14 protein-coding genes and 1 pseudogene are annotated in these 20,116 nt (G+C 49.5%); 11 read left to right on the top strand and 4 right to left on the bottom strand.

Translation table 11 applies throughout. The annotated features are described in order from the left end of the window. Positions 1 to 9 precede the first annotated feature (9 nt). The 3 genes from sufD to sufB form a co-directional block, all read right to left on the bottom strand. Entirely contained in the window at positions 10 to 1,332 is a 1,323-nt protein-coding gene (gene sufD, locus VIS48_03030; protein HEY9165114.1) for a Fe-S cluster assembly protein SufD, read from the bottom strand. Between the two features lie 30 nt (positions 1,333 to 1,362). After that, the gene (gene sufC, locus VIS48_03025) at positions 1,363 to 2,127 is read right to left on the bottom strand and encodes a Fe-S cluster assembly ATPase SufC (GenBank protein HEY9165113.1); all 765 of its coding nucleotides are present in this window, start codon (positions 2,125 to 2,127) and stop codon (positions 1,363 to 1,365) included. A gap of 133 nt (positions 2,128 to 2,260) precedes the next feature. Then, positions 2,261 to 3,712, bottom strand: coding sequence for a Fe-S cluster assembly protein SufB (gene sufB / locus VIS48_03020; protein ID HEY9165112.1), 1,452 nt, complete (start codon positions 3,710 to 3,712; stop codon positions 2,261 to 2,263). 404 nt (positions 3,713 to 4,116) lie between these two features. Between sufB and VIS48_03015 the strand changes: the two genes are divergently transcribed. The 11 genes and pseudogenes from VIS48_03015 (at position 4,117) to VIS48_02965 (ending at position 19,868) form a co-directional block, all read left to right on the top strand. After that, the gene (locus VIS48_03015; protein ID HEY9165111.1) at positions 4,117 to 6,156 is read left to right on the top strand and encodes a S9 family peptidase; all 2,040 of its coding nucleotides are present in this window, start codon (positions 4,117 to 4,119) and stop codon (positions 6,154 to 6,156) included. A gap of 180 nt (positions 6,157 to 6,336) precedes the next feature. Continuing rightward, on the top strand, positions 6,337 to 6,825 hold the full coding sequence (locus VIS48_03010; GenBank protein ID HEY9165110.1) for a DUF2721 domain-containing protein: 489 nt from the start codon (positions 6,337 to 6,339) through the stop codon (positions 6,823 to 6,825). A gap of 24 nt (positions 6,826 to 6,849) precedes the next feature. After that, on the top strand, positions 6,850 to 7,557 hold the full coding sequence (locus VIS48_03005) for a ribonuclease H-like domain-containing protein (protein ID HEY9165109.1): 708 nt from the start codon (positions 6,850 to 6,852) through the stop codon (positions 7,555 to 7,557). Next, entirely contained in the window at positions 7,551 to 11,117 is a 3,567-nt protein-coding gene (locus tag VIS48_03000) for a UvrD-helicase domain-containing protein (protein HEY9165108.1), read from the top strand. The genes VIS48_03005 and VIS48_03000 overlap by 7 nt, the downstream gene beginning before the upstream one ends. Positions 11,118 to 11,438: 321 nt before the next feature. Continuing rightward, complete coding sequence (locus VIS48_02995) at positions 11,439 to 12,005, top strand: hypothetical protein (GenBank protein ID HEY9165107.1); 567 nt, start codon at positions 11,439 to 11,441, stop codon at positions 12,003 to 12,005. A gap of 523 nt (positions 12,006 to 12,528) precedes the next feature. Further along, entirely contained in the window at positions 12,529 to 14,064 is a 1,536-nt protein-coding gene (locus VIS48_02990; protein ID HEY9165106.1) for a carboxypeptidase, read from the top strand. Positions 14,065 to 14,423: 359 nt separating this feature from the next. After that, positions 14,424 to 15,335: a hypothetical protein gene (locus VIS48_02985; GenBank protein ID HEY9165105.1), complete on the top strand. Its 912-nt coding sequence runs from the start codon at positions 14,424 to 14,426 to the stop codon at positions 15,333 to 15,335. Between the two features lie 72 nt (positions 15,336 to 15,407). Beyond that, entirely contained in the window at positions 15,408 to 15,941 is a 534-nt protein-coding gene (locus tag VIS48_02980; GenBank protein ID HEY9165104.1) for a hypothetical protein, read from the top strand. Further along, on the top strand, positions 15,938 to 17,365 hold the full coding sequence (locus VIS48_02975) for an ATP-binding protein (GenBank protein HEY9165103.1): 1,428 nt from the start codon (positions 15,938 to 15,940) through the stop codon (positions 17,363 to 17,365). The genes VIS48_02980 and VIS48_02975 overlap by 4 nt, the downstream gene beginning before the upstream one ends. Positions 17,366 to 17,583: 218 nt before the next feature. Further along, positions 17,584 to 18,261: a hypothetical protein gene (locus VIS48_02970; protein ID HEY9165102.1), complete on the top strand. Its 678-nt coding sequence runs from the start codon at positions 17,584 to 17,586 to the stop codon at positions 18,259 to 18,261. A 1,349-nt stretch (positions 18,262 to 19,610) separates the two neighbouring features. Beyond that, a pseudogene (locus tag VIS48_02965) lies at positions 19,611 to 19,868 on the top strand (transposase). A gap of 142 nt (positions 19,869 to 20,010) precedes the next feature. On the opposite strand, the gene VIS48_02960 reads toward VIS48_02965, so the two are convergent. Then, positions 20,011 to 20,116: IS3 family transposase (locus VIS48_02960; protein HEY9165101.1), on the bottom strand; the 106-nt coding region annotated here is incomplete at its 5' end.

The raw sequence follows: 20,116 nt of genomic DNA, 5'->3' as shown, positions 1-20,116 counted from the left end.
GGGGCCGAATCACTTCTCAGTCCCGAGGAATCTCTGAGAAAGTAAATTCTCAAGTCTGGTCTTCAACTCATCGGTGGTCATGTCTTTCAGCACGTCGCTCGCGAAAGCGTAAATCAATATGAGCCGAGCTTCCTCTTCGCTGATGCCGCGCGATCTCAGGTAAAACATCGATTCTTTGCTAAGCTGTCCGACGGTCGCGCCGTGCGAGCATTTCACATCGTCTGCAAATATTTCTAGCTGCGGTTTGGTGTCCACCTTCGCGTCGTTCGATAAAATTATGTTCCTGTTTTCCTGGTACGAGTTGGTTTGCTGCGCGCCTTTGCGCACCATGATCTTCCCGTTAAAAACGCCTCGCGACCTGCCGTCTAGTATTCCTTTATAATGCTCCCCGCTCGTGCAATGCGGCGCAATGTGATCTATGAACGAGTGAGTGTCGGAAAGCTGGTCGCCCGATAGTAAATACAATCCTTCGAGGTTCGTGCTGCTTCCTTCGCCGGTCAGGGCTACGTTCAGGTTGTGCCGGTATATTTTCGCGCCGAGAGAGATCGCGTGCGACGTATACCCGGCGCCGGATTCCAGAGACGCCGCCGTCGTCGCGACGTGGTACGAGTTCCGGCTTTCCGATTGCACGATCGTCGAGTCGATTGTCGAGCCTTCCGAGCCGTGTATTGCCGTGACGGCATTTGTGAAGTACACCCCGTCGTTCGCACCCACATACTGTTCGATGACTTTCACGCGGGAGTTTCTGCCTGCGATCACAAGGTTCCTCGGCTGGATAATGATTTTATCGGTCGGTTGAGAAATGAAAATCACATTTATCGGATCTTCAACGGTGGTGTTGTCGGGTACCGCAATGTACGCGCCGTCGACGGCAAACGCGGAGTTGAGCGCAGTGAAAGCGTCTTCGACCGCAGGCGCATAACGGCGGACATTCTCGACGGCAGACGAGTCGCCAGATTTGAGCAGACGTGCGAGACTTCCGGCAGTCACTCCATCAGGAAGCGAAGAAATGTCGGACGCGTTTTCATTAATGAAGCCGTTTACGAATACGAGTGTGTGGCCGCTCGACAACCGGTTTCGCTCCAGAACATTCTTGTCGGGTGCCGATGGATTGGTGCCGGGCGCGAACGCAAAGCTATGCTCCAGTATCGGACCGATGTCCGTGAACCGCCAGTCTTCCTGGTGTGTGTCGGGAAAATCGAGATGCGCGAACCGATCTATCGCCTCTTTCCGGAACCTGTGAAATGCTCCCGATTTCTCTCCGTTCAACTGGTTTTCGAAATCCTTGAATAAAGTCAAGTACCAGTTCTTAATACTGCTTGTATCAGGCATCCAATCTTCTTTTAATTGATATTTGTTGCGTTAATCTGCGGTGACAATCTCGTTTTTGTCCTTTGCCCAATCGTATCCCTTTTCCTCAAGCTCGAGTGCCAGCTCCTTGCCGCCGGATTTCACGATCTTACCCTGGTAAAGAACGTGCACGAAGTCGGGAACGATGTAGTTTAAAAGTCTCTGGTAATGCGTGACGAGAACTATCGCATTTTCCTTTGTCCTGAGTTTGTTGACGCCGTTTGCCACCGTCCTCAAAGCGTCGATATCGAGTCCGGAGTCGGTCTCGTCGAGTATGGCGAGTTTCGGTCCGAGTACGGCCATCTGGAGGATTTCGTTCCTCTTTTTCTCGCCGCCTGAAAAACCTTCATTGACCGCGCGGCTCAATAGCGTGTCGGGCATTTCTACAAGCTGCATTCTCTTCTTGAGGAGAGAAAGGAATGCGCCCGCACTGATCTCCGCTTCGCCGCGGTACCTTCTGATCTCGTTAAGTGCCGTGCGGAGGAATGTGGTGTTGTTTACGCCCGGCAGCTCCACTGGATATTGGAACGCCAGGAACAGGCCTTCACGAGCCCTTACTTCCGGAGTCATGGCAAGAAGATCTTTGCCTTCGTAAGTCACTTCGCCCGCGGTGATTTTGTAGTCCGATCGGCCGGCGAGCACATTCGCGAGCGTGCTCTTGCCTGAACCGTTCGGTCCCATTATCGCATGAACCTCACCGGCATGGACAGAAAGAGAGATACCCTTCAGGATTTCCTTGCCTTCGACAGAGACAAACAAGTTTTTAATTTCTAACATCATTCACCGATAGTTCTAAATTCAATTATTCGCGCAAAGCGCATGGAGCAGAGAGCAATGCGCATATGGCATGGCGCGATGTGCGGCAATTCCACCTGCTTAAAGCTGACTGCTGACGGCTCATAGCTGCTCCTCAACCGACACTTCCTTCGAGGCTCATCCCGAGGAGACGCGTCGCCTCAACCGCGAATTCCATCGGGAGCTGCTTGAAGACTTCTTTGCAGTACCCATTCACTATCATCCTGACCGCGTCTTCGGTCGAGATTCCCCGTTGGTTCAAATAGAATATCTGATCCGCACCGATCTTTGATGTCGTGGCTTCGTGCTCAACCTGCGCCGTGGGATTGTTCGTCTCCAGGTACGGGAAGGTATGAGCGCCGCATTTATCACCGATGAGAAGAGAATCGCACTGCGAGTAGTTCCGGGCGTTCTCAGCTTTCTTCGTGATTCTTACCTGGCCGCGGTAACTGTTGTTGCTTCGTCCCGCAGAGATGCCTTTTGAAATAATAGTACTCCTGGTGTTCTTTCCGATGTGTATCATCTTAGTGCCGGTGTCCGCCTGCTGAAGGTTATTTGTCATTGCGACCGAGTAAAATGCACCGACAGAATTATCGCCCTGCAGCAAACAGCTCGGATATTTCCAGGTGATTGCGGAACCGGTCTCGACCTGTGTCCAGGAAATTTTGGAATTGACTCCCCTGCACGCGCCGCGCTTGGTGACGAAGTTGTAAATTCCGCCCTTGCCTTCCTTGTCGCCGGGATACCAATTCTGAACGGTCGAATATTTTATTTCCGCGTCATCAAGCGCGATGAGCTCCACCACCGCGGCGTGAAGCTGGTTCGTGTCCCGTATGGGTGCCGTACATCCCTCGAGGTAGCTGACATACGCGCCATCTTCCGCGACGATGAGAGTTCTTTCGAATTGGCCTGTCTCGGAAGCGTTAATACGAAAATAAGTCGATAGTTCCATCGGACAGCGGACGCCCTTCGGTACATATGCAAATGAGCCGTCGCTGAACACAGCCGAGTTGAGTGACGCGAAAAAATTATCCGTGTACGGTACTACCGTTCCAAGATACTTCCTTACAAGGTCAGGATATTTCTGAAGAGCTTCCGACATCGAGCAGAAAATAATTCCGAGCTCGCTCAGCTTTTCTTTGAATGTAGTCGCGACCGAAACACTGTCGAACACCGCGTCCACAGCAACGCCGGCAAGCCGCTTCTGTTCTTCGATCGGGATTCCCAGCTTTTCAAAGGCCTTGACGAGACTCGGGTCCGCTTCGCCGAGGTCATTGAGCTGTGGTTTCCTTTTTGGGGCGGCGTAATAAATGATGTCCTGGTAGTCGATCGGACCGTACTTCACGTTCGACCAGTGCGGTTCCTTCATCGTGAGCCAGTGCCGGTAAGACTTAAGCCGCCACTCGAGCATCCATTCGGGCTCGTTCTTTTTCTTCGAGATGAGCCGGATTACATCCTCGTCCAGACCCTTTGGGATTTTCTCTTCCTCGACGTCAGAGACGAATCCGTACTTGTATTCGCTGTTGGCTAGCTGTTCGACAGTAAGATCGTTGCTGCTGTTCTTCATTAAATTCTCCAAACTAAAATCGCGAGCCGGTTCCAGGCCGGCGTCAGTATTATTTTACCTAATCTGGATTTTAAAGTCAAGATTGAAGCTTTTCCCCCGGGAATCCTGATTTTTTCGGCTATTTGTAGTTATTCCGCAGATAAATTCCGTCGAACAGGAATTTAGACGGTAGCGATGACTTGCCTCCTTTTGATCGCCCCCTTTGGCAAGTAGATGGGAGAATCACATCTATGCGTACTTTGCGGTTAGGCACGGAGGAGTTCTTAGCCGCAGAGGACGCAGAGAGCGCGGGGACATCCGTCACCTGATCGGTGAGTTGACCTCAGCTCAAATTCAACCGCGAATATTCAGCTAGTGAGACTTAAATTTGTTCAATCAATTCATTAACCGAACTGGAGCCAGTCATGTTGAAGAGAGCCGCAGTATCATTTCTCGCTCTTCTCCTTTTTCAAACACTTACAAACGCGCAGAAGCGCCCGATAACCGTCGAAGATATGTGGAAGATGAATAGAGTCTCCGCTCCGCAAGTCTCTCCCGACGGAAAAACCGTTGCGTATGTCATCACGTCATACGATATGGAACAGAACAAAGGAACATCCAGGATCTATCTTGTCCCGGTTGGCGGAGGCGAATCGAGCGAGTTAAGCAACGGCATGAAGTCGAGCAGCGATCCGGTCTGGTCGCCCGACGGAAAAGATCTAGCATTTGTTGCCGACGACTCGACAGGGACATCGCAGATCTATATTTCAACTGCAACCGGTTCGAATGTCACGGAGCTGACACATATTGCACTTGGCACGGGCGGTCTCCTGTGGTCGCCGGACGGGAAGTACATTGCATTCACTTCGGATGTTTATCCGGATTGCAATTCGGATTCGTGCAATGCCGTGCGTGCCAAGCAAGTCGAAGAGAGCAAGGTGAAGGCAAAATTATTCACGAGCCTACCATACAGAGTCTGGAATTACTGGAAAGACGGCAAGCGGAGTCATCTCTTCGTGGTCAATGTCGACAGCAGCACGACAGTCGACCTGACACCCGGCGATTACGACACGCCGCCGATCGATCTTGGTGGAAGAATGGATTACGCGTTCTCTCCCGACAGCAAGGAAGTGTGTTTTGTGCGCAACACAGATCGCATGGTAGCGGTAAGCACGAACAACGATCTCTTCACCGTCAGTGTCACGGGCGGAAAGGCAAATAGAATTACCACAAACCCGTCGAACGACAATCAACCTCTTTACTCACCCGACGGGAGATATATAGCTTATCGTGCGCAATTGACCGCGGGATTTGAATCTGACAGGTCGCGACTAATGCTGTACGACAGGAAGGATGGAACCATCATAAACCTCACGGACAAATACGATCGATCCGTGGATGAAGTCATCTGGTCTCCGGACAGCAAGAACCTCTACTTCAACTCAGACGACGAAGGCTATCATAATATTTATCGGGCTGACGCGACTTCAGGACGGGTCACGAAAATCACGGACAAGTTCACCGCGACAGATCTCTCGATAACGCCCGACGGAAGCGGATTGATTTTTCTGAAACAGACAGTTACTCATCCGAATGATATTTATGGGCTCGATCTTTCATCCCGGTCGCTAACCCAGCTCACTCACGCAAACGACGTACTCCTCGGTCAGCTCGACATGAATCCGTGGGAGCCGTTCTGGTTCAAGGGAGCGGACGGGACGAGAGTCGAAGGGTTTATTATCAAGCCGCCCAACTTCGATCCGCACGCCAAGTACCCGATGGTGTATCTCGTCCACGGAGGTCCGCAGGGACAATGGCTGGACGAATTCCACTACAGGTGGAACGCCGAGCTTTTCGCTGCGCCGGGATATGTGGCTGTCATGGTTAACCCGCGCGGCTCGACCGGTTACGGCCAGGAATTTACAAACGAGATAAGCGGAGACTGGGGAGGGAGAGTCTTCACCGACTTGATGAACGGAGTCGATTACGTCACCAGTCATTATTCATTTATAGACAGAAACAGGATCGCGGCCGCGGGCGCTTCGTACGGCGGTTACATGATGAATTGGATGGAAGGCCACAACGACAGGGGAATATTCAAATGTCTTGTGAGCCACGATGGAGTGTATGACGCGGCGAGCATGTTCGGGTCGACGGAAGAATTGTGGTTCCCGATCTGGGAGTTGAAAGGCACGCCCTGGTCGAACCCGACCTTGTATCACAAATGGTCTCCAAGCAGTTACGTCCAGAACTTCAAGACGCCGATGCTCGTGATCCACAGCCAGAACGATTTCCGGCTCGACGTGAGCCAGGGCTTCCAGCTCTTTACGGCGCTGCAGATGCAGGGAGTTCCGTCCGAAATGCTCTATTTCCCGAACGAATATCATTTCGTCGTAAAGCCGCAGGACTCCAAGTTGTGGTACCATACTGTCCTCAACTGGATCGGGAAATACATTGCTCGATGATCGTTGACGATGATTCTGAAAATATTCTCGTGATATGCTGTCTTCTCGTGCGGATGAAAAAACCAACAAGCGAGCCAATCCGCGCGAAAAGTTTTGCTTTCTCCTCCTCAAATGAGAAATTGATTGAAGAGGCGGGATGTCAGATCACAAGAGATTATTTAATAGAAACGGGATAACGCTATGTTAGGATCAGATCAAAGTCTGGACGCGTCGAAACTTATCCAGTTAATGCTGTCGCCTGCGGTGATGATTAGCGCGTGCGGACTCCTCCTTCTCGGCGCGAACAATAAGTACTCGAGCGTTCTCAACCGGATTCGACTCATAAACGACGAGAAGCGACGGCTTACAAGCCGAGCGGTCGACCGCAACTTCACCCCCGAGGAAAATCTTCGCCTCGAGAGCACCGCCAGACAGTTGAAGCATCTCGGTGAGCGCGCGAGACTCGTGAGAAACTCCGTCATGAGCTATTCCATCGCGGCCGCTTTCTTCGTCCTGAGCTCGCTTCTCCTTGGAGTCGCTCTGTTCCAGGGGTTCGTGGAGCTTCATTATCTCTCGACAGGTGCTTTCCTCATCGGCATGGTCATGGTTTTCTCCGGAGTCGTATTCGGCGTGCTGGAGTCGAAGAAGGGCTACGACATTGTCCAGCTCGAGATAAACGCGGAACAGTAGATCCAAAAAAGTCAGGAGGGAGAAATGGCGGCGGTTGTATTCGATATTGAAACGGCGGGGTTCCCGCCTGAGGATTTCGACAAGGCTCAGATCGATTACCTTATGAAGAACGCTGAGAAAGAGGACGACGACGAGAAGCGCCAGGAAGCGCGCGACGAACTCATTAAGCAGTTCAATCTCTGGCCCCTCACAGCCAGGATAGTGGCGATCTCTCTTCTCAATGTCGAGTCCGGGAGCGGCAGCTCTCTGTACATGGCGGATGAAGAATCGGAGACGGAGCGGAAAGACGGCGACAAAACATTCACGTACGTTGCCGGGGACGAGAGGAGAATACTCGAGAAATTCTGGGAATACATTTCACATTTTGACGACTACATTACATTCAACGGCAGGAGCTTCGACTGTCCGTTTATAATGCTTCGCTCGGCGATACTCGGAATCAAGCCAACGAGGGACCTGATGGCGGGAACCAGGTACCAGATGCCGCACCATGTCGACCTTCTCGAGGAGTTAAGCTACCACGGGGCTACACGGCGATTCAATCTCGACTTCTACTGCAAGTCCTTCGGGATTGAGAGTCCCAAGTCGCACGGCATGACGGGATACGACATCAACGATTACTTCCGGCAGAAGAAGTTTGTCGATATCGCCGAGTACTGCATGGGCGACGTGATAGCCACGGCGCAACTCTACAGGAAATGGAAGGAACTCCTCACCGGTATAAAATGGTAGGACTGACAGAGAGGCAAAGGGAAGCGCTCGAGTTAGAGAAGCACATTTCGGTAACCGCGAACGCCGGCTCTGGCAAGACGCGAGTCCTCGTCGAGCGGTACGTGGAAGCTGTCGGCGGCGGTGTCGACATCGAAAACATTCTTTGTCTCACGTTCACGGATAAGGCGGCGCTCGAGCTCCGGCAGAAAGTAATCGAGAGGATATCCTCCGAGATTTCCGTCCCCGGGCAGAAACCGGGAAACTCCGAACGCGCCCGTCTCCTGCGGCGGGCATCTCGAAAGATGCTCGAAGCAAACATAAGTACGATCCATTCGTTCTGCTCCCAAATCTTGAGAGAGTTTCCGGTAGAAGCGGGGATAGACGCAAATTTCAAAGTCCTCGAGGAATTCGACGCCGCCACACTCAAAGAAGAATCTTGCGATGAGGCCATTCGAAGCAAGCTGGTTGAGGAGCGCACAAATACTGAGGAGCAGGACCGGAAGGCGCACAACTTCCTTGTCCGCATCGGTTACAAGAAAACGATGGAGCTTCTTCAATTGCTCCTGGCGGGAAGAGAAAAGATCGAACATCTCGAGATTGCGAAAAAACCTCTGCTGCTGGATGAAGACGAGATTCGCAAAAGCTGGACCGGAATAGCAAGTGAAGTAGTGAAGATAGTCAGAGAATTCGTAGACCTCGCGAGAAATGACGGATTCGGGGATGCGGTTATTTCACTTGAGAATGCAATCTCCGTAAAGAATGTGGGTGTCGCGGAAATTCTCAAGCCGCTTTCCGATCTCCTCGAAATACTTCTCACGAAGGATGGCACTGTCAGGAAAAAAGTGAAAATGAAATCCGGTGTCGCTGGAATTCCGGATAGTGCGGCGGGACTACTCGATCTCGCGTATTCGCCGTTCAGAAAGAGTTCCGGCGGCACAGTAAAGACCTCTCCCGCGGAATATCTCGGAATGCTGAAAGTCATGATGCAGTTGTATGAAGTGAGCGCGTCAAACTACTCGCGGAAGAAATACGCGATGGGAGCTCTCGACTTCGACGACCTCCAAATCTTCATGGTGCGGTTGCTCCGTTCAAATGAGGCGGTGAAAGAGATGCTCGCGTCGAGATTCTCTCACATAATGGTCGACGAATTCCAGGACACGAATTTTTTGCAGTACGATATTTTCAGGAGCATACTGAGAGATTTTTCAGGCGCCGCGAAACTGTTCGTGGTAGGCGACCCGAAACAATCGATATATCGTTTCAGGAACGCGCAGGTCGAAGTCTCCAGGAAAACCGAAAACGATCTTGTCGGGTTGCCCGACGGCAAGAGCGTCTCGCTCACAGAAAGCTTTCGGATGAATACCGGCATCGCTTCATTCGTGAACGAAATGTTCTCGGGCGTAATGAGTTCATCAGGTGATTACGGTATCATGCCTCCTCGGACCGGTTACGATGCTCTGGTCCCGAAGCGCACGGAGGGGAAGGCGGATCCCGTCGAGATCTTCATACCTGAGGAGTATTCATCCGAGGACGAAACCGAAGAAGCACCAGAGAGGGCGTTGGCTCTCAAAGCGGATGAGTTGCAGGCTGCGTTTACTGCTTCTCGTATAAGGACAATGGTCGACTCGAAAGAAAAGCGCAAGGACGTGAAGTCTTCAGAAGGACTGAAGGAGATAAAGTTTGGCGACGTCGCCATTCTCTTGAGGTCGCGTGTGCGACTCGCGCTCCTCGAAGAAGCGCTGACCAGGTACAGAGTGCCGTATATCGTGAGCTCGGGGATCGGGTTCTATTCGTCCCAGGAAGTCTACGACCTGACCGCTTATCTCTCTTTCCTCCTCGACAACAATTCCGACATTTCACTTCTGACCGTTCTCAGGTCTCCTTTCTTCGGCATTTCAGAAAATGAATTATTTGAAATGTCCTTCTGCGGCGGAAGGACGCTCTTAGAGCGGTTAAAAAGTTTTGCGCAATCGGAAAAAGGGACGGAAGAAACGAAGTACGCGGTCGCAGTTCTGGACGAAGAGATCGACCTGGCTCACCGGCTTACAATACCCCAGCTTCTTGACAGGATCCTCGGGCGAACCGGCTGGCTCGGAGCGTATTTGCAGTCGCCTACAGGCGGACAGCGGATTGCAAACCTCAGGAAACTCATGGGTATTGCGCGCGAGTTCGAAGGACGCGGGTTCAATAATCTTTATGACTTCGTCGAACGCATAAAATATCTCAAGGTAAACGCGCGCGAAGGGCAGGCGGCATTTGAAGAGAACGTGGACGCTGTGAAGATCATGACGGTCCACGCCGCGAAGGGACTCGAGTTTCCAGTTGTGTTCATCCCCTTCTGCGATTCGCGTACAAACCGCGGAGACGATCTAATCATTAACGATAATGTCGGTGTACTGCCGGTCATCTCAGGGGAATTCCCGCCCGAGATGAATATTTACAGGCGGCTCGAGGACCTGAGCGAGCAGGCGGAGACCGCAAGACTTTTCTATGTGGCATGCACTCGGGCGATGGACAAGGTCGTTCTCACAACGAAGCGGAGGAAGAGCGCTCCAAAGCCGGGCATCGGATGCTTCGGCGACATAATCGCGAAGAGAATGGATTTCTCAAAAATTCCGGGCGACAGTTACTACGATCTCCCGGGGGTGCGCGTGAAGATACAGACCGGGCTCCCTGAGGTAAAAGTGTCAGTCCCGCGCGGGAAGACCGCGACCCGTCGGCTTGGAGAACTGTTCCTTGGTCCAGTTCCCGCGGAGATAGACGGCGAGATGTATTCGGCGACGCTCCTCCAGACGTTCAAGTTATGTCCAACGAAATATTTCCTCAGGTATCTCCTGGGAATGCCCGTTCCGGGAGCGAAAGCCGGATCGGCCGACGACTTTGACTTCAGCGATACGATCAAGTCGACGTTAAAGGGCGAGATCATACACGAAGTCCTCCAGCTGATTTTGTCGGGCGGGAAATCCGGAGACGATGCCATAAAATCTGCATCGGAGATTTCGATCAAATCCCGCATTGCGGAAGAAGAGGGTGTCGGGTTGGACGAGCTCGTCGGGACGGTGAGTGAAAACGTTCATAATGCGATTCAGACACTCGGTCAAATCATAAATGGCGGAGAGAAATTTTACGAGCAGACCATAACTAGAAAGTTCGGGAGTGATTTTCTTACGGGGACACTCGATTTGTTGGTTAAGGATGAAAAAGGATATCACATTTACGATTACAAGACAAACCGGCTCGATCGCCCTGCTTCCGAAATTTTTTCAGACTACGATGTCCAAATGAAATTTTACGTGACTCTTTGTGCGAGTCTCGCGCCGGAGCAGGACGAATTCGACGCCACTATAATATTCACGCGCGAGCCGGGGAAATATCTTACAAAGAAGTACACGCGGACGGAGATCGGTGAATTCGAAAAAGAGATGGAAGGAATGATTCGCGAGATAAAGAAAATAGAATCGCCGAGCGGCTTTATTCCGGGCGGGCTGGAGAAGTCTCTGCCGGTCCGTACTCCGCATTGTCAGGAGTGCGACTATTATTCGGGGAAGAGTTGCCTGTTGGGAAAGGGAGCGAGGGGTTAGCACTTAGGAATTTAGCTCTTAGCATTTAGCTAACAGCTAACTTCTAATGGCTAATCACTGATCCCTGATCTCTGATCGCTGATGGCCTATTGCTGACCGCTCCTCTTGACACTCCGTTTCGTGCAATCTATATTCGTTCAAGCCTGTCCTGACGACAGGAAGGAATGGTCCGCTGCCTAAGGGTCGGGCTGATGGCGGAATCTCATGGAAGGGCGGCGGGAAATCTCCGGAAGAACGCGACTACGACTCAGCTGTATAGAGTTCTATGGGATTCTGATACTCCAATGGTGAGTCGCAGTTACAAAAACGAAAGGTGAACGGATGAAACCACGAGACTTCTCCTTTGTCGGATTGAGGCTGATTGCCATATTCTTCGTCCTGGAATCGTTCAGGCAGATGATCCAGTTCGTTTCGGTTGCAGCCAGCTATCGTACGGAGAACATGGGGCCGGTCGCCGCACTATGGGGTCTGGGGGTAAGTTTCATATTGTACCTTCTGATCGGGGTGCTGATGTTCGTGTTCGCCGGCACGGTTGCCGACAGAGTGTTGAGGGGCGGGGAAGTTCAGGATGAAGAGGGAGAGGAGACGGAGGAGGGCCGCGCAACTTCTGACGAACTCGAGTCCATGATCTTTTCGGGGATCGGACTTCTCATATTCGGGTTATCGCTCGAGCGAACATGCATATCTGTGGGACAGCTGCTTGACAGGATCTCGATCGCGAGCGGCCCGTACGGATCGCGCTATTCAGCGGCATCGTGGTTCAGCATCATCGGCTCTTTCCTGGTGACTCTTTTCGGGTTGTACCTCTTTGTCGGAGTCGAGCGGGTGAAGCGCATGTGGCATAACATGAGGTCCTTCCCCGAAGCGAATGATAATCCGAAAGAATAGACACGGACCGTCAGGCGCGCGTCGGGCTTGCTGTGTTCTGCGGCGCTGAAACCTTGCGAAGGTATCTGAGAGATAGCTGTGAAACCTTCGCAAGGTGACTGAGCTGTTGCCAGGGGGGTCAGCTGGTAGTGGGCTATTTTGACGCTACTGAAATGTCCCATCGTTGAGTATTCTACGGCGTTCAAAAAAAACACAAATGTCATTCCCGAACGCTCCTATGCCGCTCAATTATTCTATACGAGTATGTCCCGTCAGAATTATTTATATGTCGGGATGGCGCAAAAAGCGCTCACGGCATGCCGCAAGGCGGCATCGGGAATCCATGGTGGAGAATGGAGATAGATTCCCGCTAAGAGCATGTCCCCACGATCCGGCCGCCGATCCTGCGGTCGGACCGGAATGACAGTGAGAGAATTTGTCAATGTCACTTCACTTTGAAAGTAGCCCAGCACTGGTCAGCTTGTTTGCTAAAGCCACCACGCTTAAAATGAACTCGTTGAAAAATCAAAAGTGGGAGTTGGAAATGTATAAGTCGATTCTCGTGGTCCTCGTGATTTCTCTTTCTGCCATGACGGGGTTCGCCCAGCAGGGAGAACAGAAACATGATTCCACTCAAGCTGGAATACCAAAACCTGTCCAGGTTGTGACACACCATACCATTACCATCAACGGTGAACAAATCCCATATACTGCCACGGCGGGAACGTTCCTCCTGAAAAATGACAGGGACAGCGCAATCGCGTTGATCGGGTTCGTTGCTTATACAAAAGATGGCGTCAGCTCAAAGGACGACCGGCCGATAACGTTTGCGTACAACGGCGGCCCGGGTTCATCCTCGATTTGGCTTCATATGGGCGCGCTCGGGCCGAAAAAAGTAGTGATCGATGATCCGGAAGCGACTCCGCCACCTCCGTACAAAATGGAAGACAACCCGTATTCGATTCTCGACGTGACGGACCTGGTCATGGTGGATCCCGTCGGGACAGGTTTCAGCAGGCCTGTGGGGAAAGCGAAAGGCTCCGACTTCTGGGGCGTCGACCAGGACATTAAGTTGGTCAGCCAGTTTATTTTTCAATATATCGGTGCGAACAATAGATGGAATTCACCGAAGTTTCTTCTGGGCGAGAGCTACGGAACTACGAGGTCTGCGGGAGTGGCCGACTACCTGTTCGAAAACATGGGCATCGAGGTGAACGGTGTCATTCTCGTGTCGACCATCTTAAACTTTTTGCCGGACGATTTCACGAATGTCAACGATTTGCCGTACGTACTTTATCTCCCGACATACGCGGCAATATCATGGTACCATCATGTACTTCCCGTGCAAGTCTCTGATCTCGATTCTTTTCTTGTGGCAGTTCGGCAATTCGCAAAAGGAGAATATGCGGATGCGCTCTTCGAGGGCGCTTCAATCGACAGCTCGAAACTCAAAGACGTCGTCGACAAACTCAATGAATATACCGGCATCTCCAAGTCGTACTGGTTGAAAGCGAATCTGAGGGTGAACGAGCCGCAGTTCACGGAGGAGCTGCTTCGCAGCCGCGGAGTGACGGTCGGAAGGTTGGATTCCCGTTACCAGGGTCCGACTCCCGATCTTCTCGGCGAATATTCCGAGTACGACCCGCAGAGCAGTACGATCAGCCCCGTATTCGTGACCGACTTCATGAATTATTTGCATACGGATCTCAACTTCCCGACAGACCAGACATATCACCCGGACGCCTACGACAACAAGGATTTTAGATGGGACTGGAAACCGCAAGGGAGGTCGGAATGGATGGGGTATCCGGATGTGACCAGGAAGCTGGCAGATGTAATGCAGAAAGACCCATACTTAAATGTTCTAGTCCTGAACGGCTACTTCGATCTCGCGACGCCGTTCTTTGAGACCGAGTACACCATGGATCACCTCGGAAGCAACATCCCGGGCATCAAGGACAGGATTCACATGAAATACTTCCAGGCAGGCCACATGATGTATATCAATTCCGAATCCCTGCCGGTTTTCAAATCGACCGTCGCGGAATTCATAAAGAGCATGGTACACCCGAAGAAGTGATTGCGGCAGGATAGCTGATAACCGGGGGGCAGCTGTTAGCAAATTAGCTATTAGCTTTTAGCTAAACGCTAGTTCCTAGCAGCTGACTGCTACTTGCTGATGGCTGATAGCTGATTACTGACAGCTGATCCCTGATCGCTCCGCTTGACACTCCCTCCTGTACCATCTATATTCGTTCAAGCCTGTCCTGACGAATGTCAGGAATGGTCCACTGCCAATGTGTCGGGCTGATGGCGGGATCGTAAGGAAGGGCAGAGGGAAAACATCAAGAGGGAGTTTGGCAACAGGTCATAGCGTTGCAAGAGCAGGTGGCATTAGTCAAACATTGGTAGGCTCCCAAACCAAGCGGGAATTGCTCAATGAGTAACGTTCAAATAAAATCCATCGGGGACATCCTTTTTTTAGAGGTTGATCAACCACATTTCTTCGGTCCCTGCTCTCGTTCACCTAATGGTCGTTTCACTATAGCCTGGTCTGATGCCGATCCCTCGGGTAGAGTTGGTGGTTCGCGGAAGGAAGGATTGGGCACATACTTATTGCTCAACGGCTCCAACATTGTCCTTACAGGTAAGATGGAGAGACCCAATGACGGAAAAGTCTCGGACACAGGAATTTTTATTCTTAATGATTGGATGTTTGGGGATGAGTTGAATGGAACATTTTATGCCTTTTCTCCGTCCGGCCATGTGTTAATTAAGGAAACATTCAGAGCTAACCTATACGACAACGGTTTGTCGACCGACGGGCGACTAGCCGCCTGTGGGACTGCCGGTAGTGAATATAAAGATGACAGTAATGTGCTGTGCATCTTTGATCTTGAGAGTAAAAACATGGTCGGCAAATTTGTTCCAATTACTGGCCATGCAAAGGAATATAAATTTGACGGGCCTGACCGCACAGTCTCTCTTGTCTACAAAGACAATACATCTTACAGGTATAGCTTCAACGGTACCTTTCTAGATATAGCTCAATGGCAAAAAGATCGAGCACTAAATGGTTCAGGATATGAGATCCTTTATATTGCGGAGATTCTTTTGGACAATCTTCATGGTTCGGAACTTGCACTCTATTCAGAAGTGATTGATATGCTGTATCGAGCTTTAGACAAGGGCGTATCAGAAAACACCCAAGCGCTTATTCATAGGCTCCTAGGAGAAACGTATAATCGTTGTGGAGAAACGACTAAGGCAATCGACCACCTTGGTAATGCTCTACGATTAAACTCTAAAATTGGTGTTAAAAAGTTGTACCAGTCGCTTACTGGGACATAAAGCAGGTCCGAACAATTTCCGACCTGTTTTCATACTCAGCGTACAATTATCATCATCAGAAAGGAACATATCATGGATACATTCTTCGCAATGAACGTTCAGAGGGCAGCGGTACAAGCTTTAGAATCTCTCTATATTATCGCATCATCAAAGAATCTTGAAACAATTGAAAGCCGATACAACTTTCTTCTAATGATTCCTCAAGGTCTCAACGAGTCAGTAACCGGAACATTGAGGAGCGCTCAAAACAATCCGCAATACCCAACATTGATTCAAGGGGCTATAAGCCAACACAAGACGATGTATCCGAATAGTATTCTTCAAGATTATCAATTTTCATTTCTTAAGAATCCAGACAAGTTTGATTTGAACGAATTCTATTGTACTTCACTTGTTAACGCCATGAAAAGATTTTCCGGGGCACGATTGGCAGAAATCGAAACTCTAAAGAACGAATCCGCTAAAACAAGGAGAGTCGCCAAGATTATTGAAACAATAAAACTTGTGCAAGCGGAACTTCAACAAAAGTGTTCGGGGGCGTCGTCTTACTCAACAGCAGTAAATGAATTAGATAAATTGGAGACGGAAATGGGTGCAAAAGCATGAAGAAGTTTGATCTTAACATAGAAAAAGTTCTTGAGGATTGGGAAGTTTACCACGCTATTAGGGAGGTTATCGCCAATGCTCTTGATGAGCAGGTTCTGACTGGAACTAAGGATATCCAAATCTTTCAGGATGGAGACAGCGACTGGCATATTCGTGACTTTGGTCGCGGTTTGAGTTATGATCACCTTACTCAAAACGAGAACGAAGAAAAACTGAAGAATCCGCAGTTGATCGGTAAGTTCGGAGTTGGCCTGAAAGATGCGTTGGCAACCTTTGATCGAAGAGGAATCAAGGTGTTGATAAAATCTAAGTTCAACGATATAACACTTGGGAAATCTGAAAAGCAAGATTTCGAGGACATCATCACATTGCACGCCAATCTTTCCGACGCTACGGACCCCGAGATAGTTGGTACTGATTTCGTTTTACAGGGTTGTGCGAAAACGGATGTCGATAAAGCAAAGAACCTATTTCTGAAATTCTCGGGTGAAACCTCTTTAGAAGAAACTCAATATGGAGAAGTTCTTCAAAAGAAGATCAACTCAGGCATTATATACTTAAACGGAGTCAAGGTTGCTGAAGAGGACAATTTCTTGTTCTCCTATAATATTACCTCGTTGACTGCGGCGATTAAGAAAGCCCTTAACAGAGAGAGAACAAACGTTGGGCGGACAGCATATTCAGAGAGAGTAAAATCTATTTTACTTGCTTCTAAAGGGAAAATTGTAGCCGAGCGTATGGTAAACGACCTGCGCCAGTTTCAAACCGGTACTATTCACGATGAACTCAAATGGGCAGATGTATCAGCGCATGCCACCAAGATTTTGAATTCACAGGAAAGGGTAGTATTTATCACTCCATCCCAGCTTATACAGGCACCCAAATATGTCGATGAGGCGAAGAAAGCAGGTTTTGAAATAGTCACAATCCCCGACAACGTGAAAGACAAGATTTCAGGCCAGAAAGATTTTTCTGGCAATGTGATTCAAGACTTATCACAATTCCAGACAGATTGGAACGATAGTTTTCAATTCAAGTTTATCGAACCACATTCTCTAATGCCATCGGAAAAGGCAATTTATGATGCAGTTCCAGGAATTGTCGAACAGATAGGCGGACTGCCAAACAACGTGAAACATATAAAGATTTCTGAGACGATGAGAATGGAATCCTTTGCCTTTGTGGAAGCAGCGGGGCTTTGGGATCCTGCTACATCTAGTATCATCATTAAACGAACTGAACTTAGGAGTTTGGAACAGTTTGCTGGAACATTGCTCCATGAAATAGGCCATGCGCGCAGTGGTGCATCTGATATATCAAGCGAATTTGAAAAATCGCTGACCGAACTTCTGGGAAAGACGGGATCACGAATCGGAGATAGTCAGCGCAAGTCGAGTGTATTTTCAAGGATATTCGGTGTTTAACGGTGTGAGTTCTAATCAGACACGTCATAAAACAACGCTCGATTATTCAGATCGCTACCACGGAACTGGGAATAACGAGTCATCAACAGTTACAACAGAAAGAATAGTTTTGCATGGACATTAATGAACACCCCTTTGTCGATTATCGACGTACAATAGCTGCGAATCGAGAGAATTCTTTACTCAAATACTCAAACATTTTCCAGGATTTCTTAAGGATGGATGATTATTACAGCGCTCTCTTGGTTGCTGTGTCTAAGGGAAGGACAAAGCAAGACAAAACACTTGTCAGTTTCGTTCCCTTTATGGGTATCGCACAGCGACAGATAAGAAATGCATTCGAGTCTTTCATGGAGGCACATTCGTATCAGGGGTGGGTTCTTCTCCGTCCGGCACTTGAAGCAGCCCTGATCATGGGGAAATGGATTGATGATAAGAGGTATGCCGAAATCTGGAAGAATCGGGAAGAGGATTGGCAGTCATATCAAAGAGAATATTCTGGTGGGAAACTTGAGTCGAGAAGCCTTCCCAATTCTGCAGACATCCGTGCTGTGCTTTCAAGGATAAACGATGACTTTATGCACCTCAATCCCGTCTACTACTTCCGTCATTCCAGATTAGATGCAACAAGCATTGATACTTTTCTTCTCAGCATCAGTTATTTTGATGACACCGTGGAGCAGGATTTTCATATATACGCTTTTATGCATCTATGTTTGGTTGTAGCACGCAGCATTACTGCAATGCTTCAAAAACACATTGTGCAGCCGATTGGCATAGATGTGGATGTAAAGGGATTTCGAAAAGCATATAGCAAAACGATTCATCAACTCACTCACGACCATCCGGATGGTGTGCCCGTTTTGAAAGAATTAGGACTTTGGACGTTAACCTGAGAGTGTTAGGAGACACATTCCTTTTCCTATCTTTCCTGAGCTTTGCATCGATCCCTGCGGTCACGCGCGCCTTCACAGATCTTTGGTTCTTCCTCTTGGGATTCCTTTTAACGACGACTATATTCCCTAAGTGTTCCGCAGTATACGTGAAACGTTGGGAGCACGGCTCAATACTTGAAAGGGCTTGCGGGATCGGGCGATCTTTTTATGCCGTATTTAATACCATCACAAGCAGGAAGCATGAGGAGTAGCTTCTAGTTATCGGCTAATACCTGACACCAAACCGCTAACATTTTCTTTCCATATAGATTCGGTTCACGAGCCCTTTTGAGGTTTCACGGTCGAACCGCGCGGACTCATAGCTATTTACAAAGTGAGGAGCAAGTTGGAAGTGTTCACCATGCCTACAGTAAAAAGCGAAAGAACCTTATCAAGGCAGTTGGGCCGCTACCAATGTTACTATCGCTATCTGACCGGAAACATAAACAACTATCCCATGGTGGCGGACCTTAGTAACCCGGGCAAACAACGGCTGTACCACCTTATTACCTTATCGTTGTGGACCAAGCGAGGAAGAGATACTCTGATGCCGCATAAGTTAATAAGGTTTGGCTATGAGGAGTGTGGCGTGTTACTAAGGTTGGAAGACCGGAATAAGGTTTTGATCTCTATGAGAACATTGAACAGACGAACTCAACGAGCGAACGGAGAACCTTATCGATGCGCAGACGCTCCTTCACGCCGACAGACCTTAGTAACCAGAGCAATCAGCCCTTCTCAACCTTATTACCTTATTCCCACAAGAATACTGAACGACCAAACCCGAGGAACGAACGAAGAACCTTATCGATGCGCGGTTGCTACTTCACTCCAACGAACCTTAGTAACCAAAACAACCGGCCCTTGTCAACCTTATTACCTTATCGCTGTGGACCAAGCGAGGAAGAGATACTCTGATGTCGCATAAGTTAATAAGGTCAGACCGTGAGGAGTGTGGCGTGTTACTAAGGTTGGAAGACGGGAATAAGGTTCTGATCTCCATGAGAACACTGAACAGCCGAACCCAAGGAAGGACCGCAGAACCTTATAAGAAGGTGGCCGCTACTTCATGTCAAAAGACCTTAGTAACCAAAACCTACAAGCGTCCTTACGAACCTTATTACCTTATTCCCACAAGAATACTGAACGACCAAACCCGAGGAACGAACGAAGAACCTTATCGATGCGCAGTTCCTCCTTCATGCCAACAGACCTTAGTAACCAGAGCAACCAGCCCTTCTCAACCTTATTACCTTATCGCTGAGGAATAAGTGAAGATAAAGTACAACAACCTGTACACACATTTCGTCATGGTAACACGGGATCGCCAGCCCGTTATTCACGAAAAGAACCGGGAGCGAATAGAGAAATACATTACCGGCATTGTGAATAATAACGATTCGAAATTATATGCAATTTATGCCAACCCGGAACACTTACACTTTCTGGTTTCACGATCTCCGAAATTATCGGAAGACGACCTGGCTACGATCGTTGCTGAGAGCTCTGAACGATTCATAAACAAAAACAGGCTTTGCGTCGGGCGCTTCTCATGGCAAGACTCGGCGGCTGCCTTCTCGGTGTCGAAGGCTGATGTGGATAAGGTCTGCAAATACATACTTAATCAGCCGCGGCATCATCATAAGGAGACGTTTGCAGAAGAGTATGAATCGTTTATGATGGAGTTCACCCCGAAAAGTGGACAAGGAGTTAAGCCACAGTTGATAGTTCATTTTCAAAAGCCACAGGTGATTTGTAACCGAGTGCGGAGTGGCGACGAACCCGGTTGTAGAATATCTCGAGATACTCAAAAAGT

Source organism: Candidatus Kryptoniota bacterium (genome assembly GCA_036567965.1).
Classification (GTDB): domain Bacteria; phylum Bacteroidota; class Ignavibacteria; order Kryptoniales; family JAKASW01; genus JAKASW01.
This window is presented reverse-complemented; position numbering and strand designations above follow the sequence as displayed.

Excerpts from the sequence above, each read along its gene's own strand:
- sufC (HEY9165113.1), bottom strand. The coding sequence starts at position 2,127 with ATGTTAGAAATTAAAAACTTGTTTGTCTCTGTCGAAGGCAAGGAAATC.
- VIS48_03010 (HEY9165110.1), top strand. The coding sequence starts at position 6,337 with ATGTTAGGATCAGATCAAAGTCTGGACGCGTCGAAACTTATCCAGTTA.
- VIS48_03005 (HEY9165109.1), top strand. The coding sequence starts at position 6,850 with ATGGCGGCGGTTGTATTCGATATTGAAACGGCGGGGTTCCCGCCTGAG.
- VIS48_02980 (HEY9165104.1), top strand. The coding sequence starts at position 15,408 with ATGGATACATTCTTCGCAATGAACGTTCAGAGGGCAGCGGTACAAGCT.
- sufD (HEY9165114.1), bottom strand. The coding sequence starts at position 1,332 with ATGCCTGATACAAGCAGTATTAAGAACTGGTACTTGACTTTATTCAAG.
- VIS48_02975 (HEY9165103.1), top strand. The coding sequence starts at position 15,938 with ATGAAGAAGTTTGATCTTAACATAGAAAAAGTTCTTGAGGATTGGGAA.
- sufB (HEY9165112.1), bottom strand. The coding sequence starts at position 3,712 with ATGAAGAACAGCAGCAACGATCTTACTGTCGAACAGCTAGCCAACAGC.
- VIS48_03015 (HEY9165111.1), top strand. The coding sequence starts at position 4,117 with ATGTTGAAGAGAGCCGCAGTATCATTTCTCGCTCTTCTCCTTTTTCAA.
- VIS48_02990 (HEY9165106.1), top strand. The coding sequence starts at position 12,529 with ATGTATAAGTCGATTCTCGTGGTCCTCGTGATTTCTCTTTCTGCCATG.
- VIS48_03000 (HEY9165108.1), top strand. The coding sequence starts at position 7,551 with ATGGTAGGACTGACAGAGAGGCAAAGGGAAGCGCTCGAGTTAGAGAAG.
- VIS48_02985 (HEY9165105.1), top strand. The coding sequence starts at position 14,424 with ATGAGTAACGTTCAAATAAAATCCATCGGGGACATCCTTTTTTTAGAG.
- VIS48_02995 (HEY9165107.1), top strand. The coding sequence starts at position 11,439 with ATGAAACCACGAGACTTCTCCTTTGTCGGATTGAGGCTGATTGCCATA.
- VIS48_02970 (HEY9165102.1), top strand. The coding sequence starts at position 17,584 with ATGGATGATTATTACAGCGCTCTCTTGGTTGCTGTGTCTAAGGGAAGG.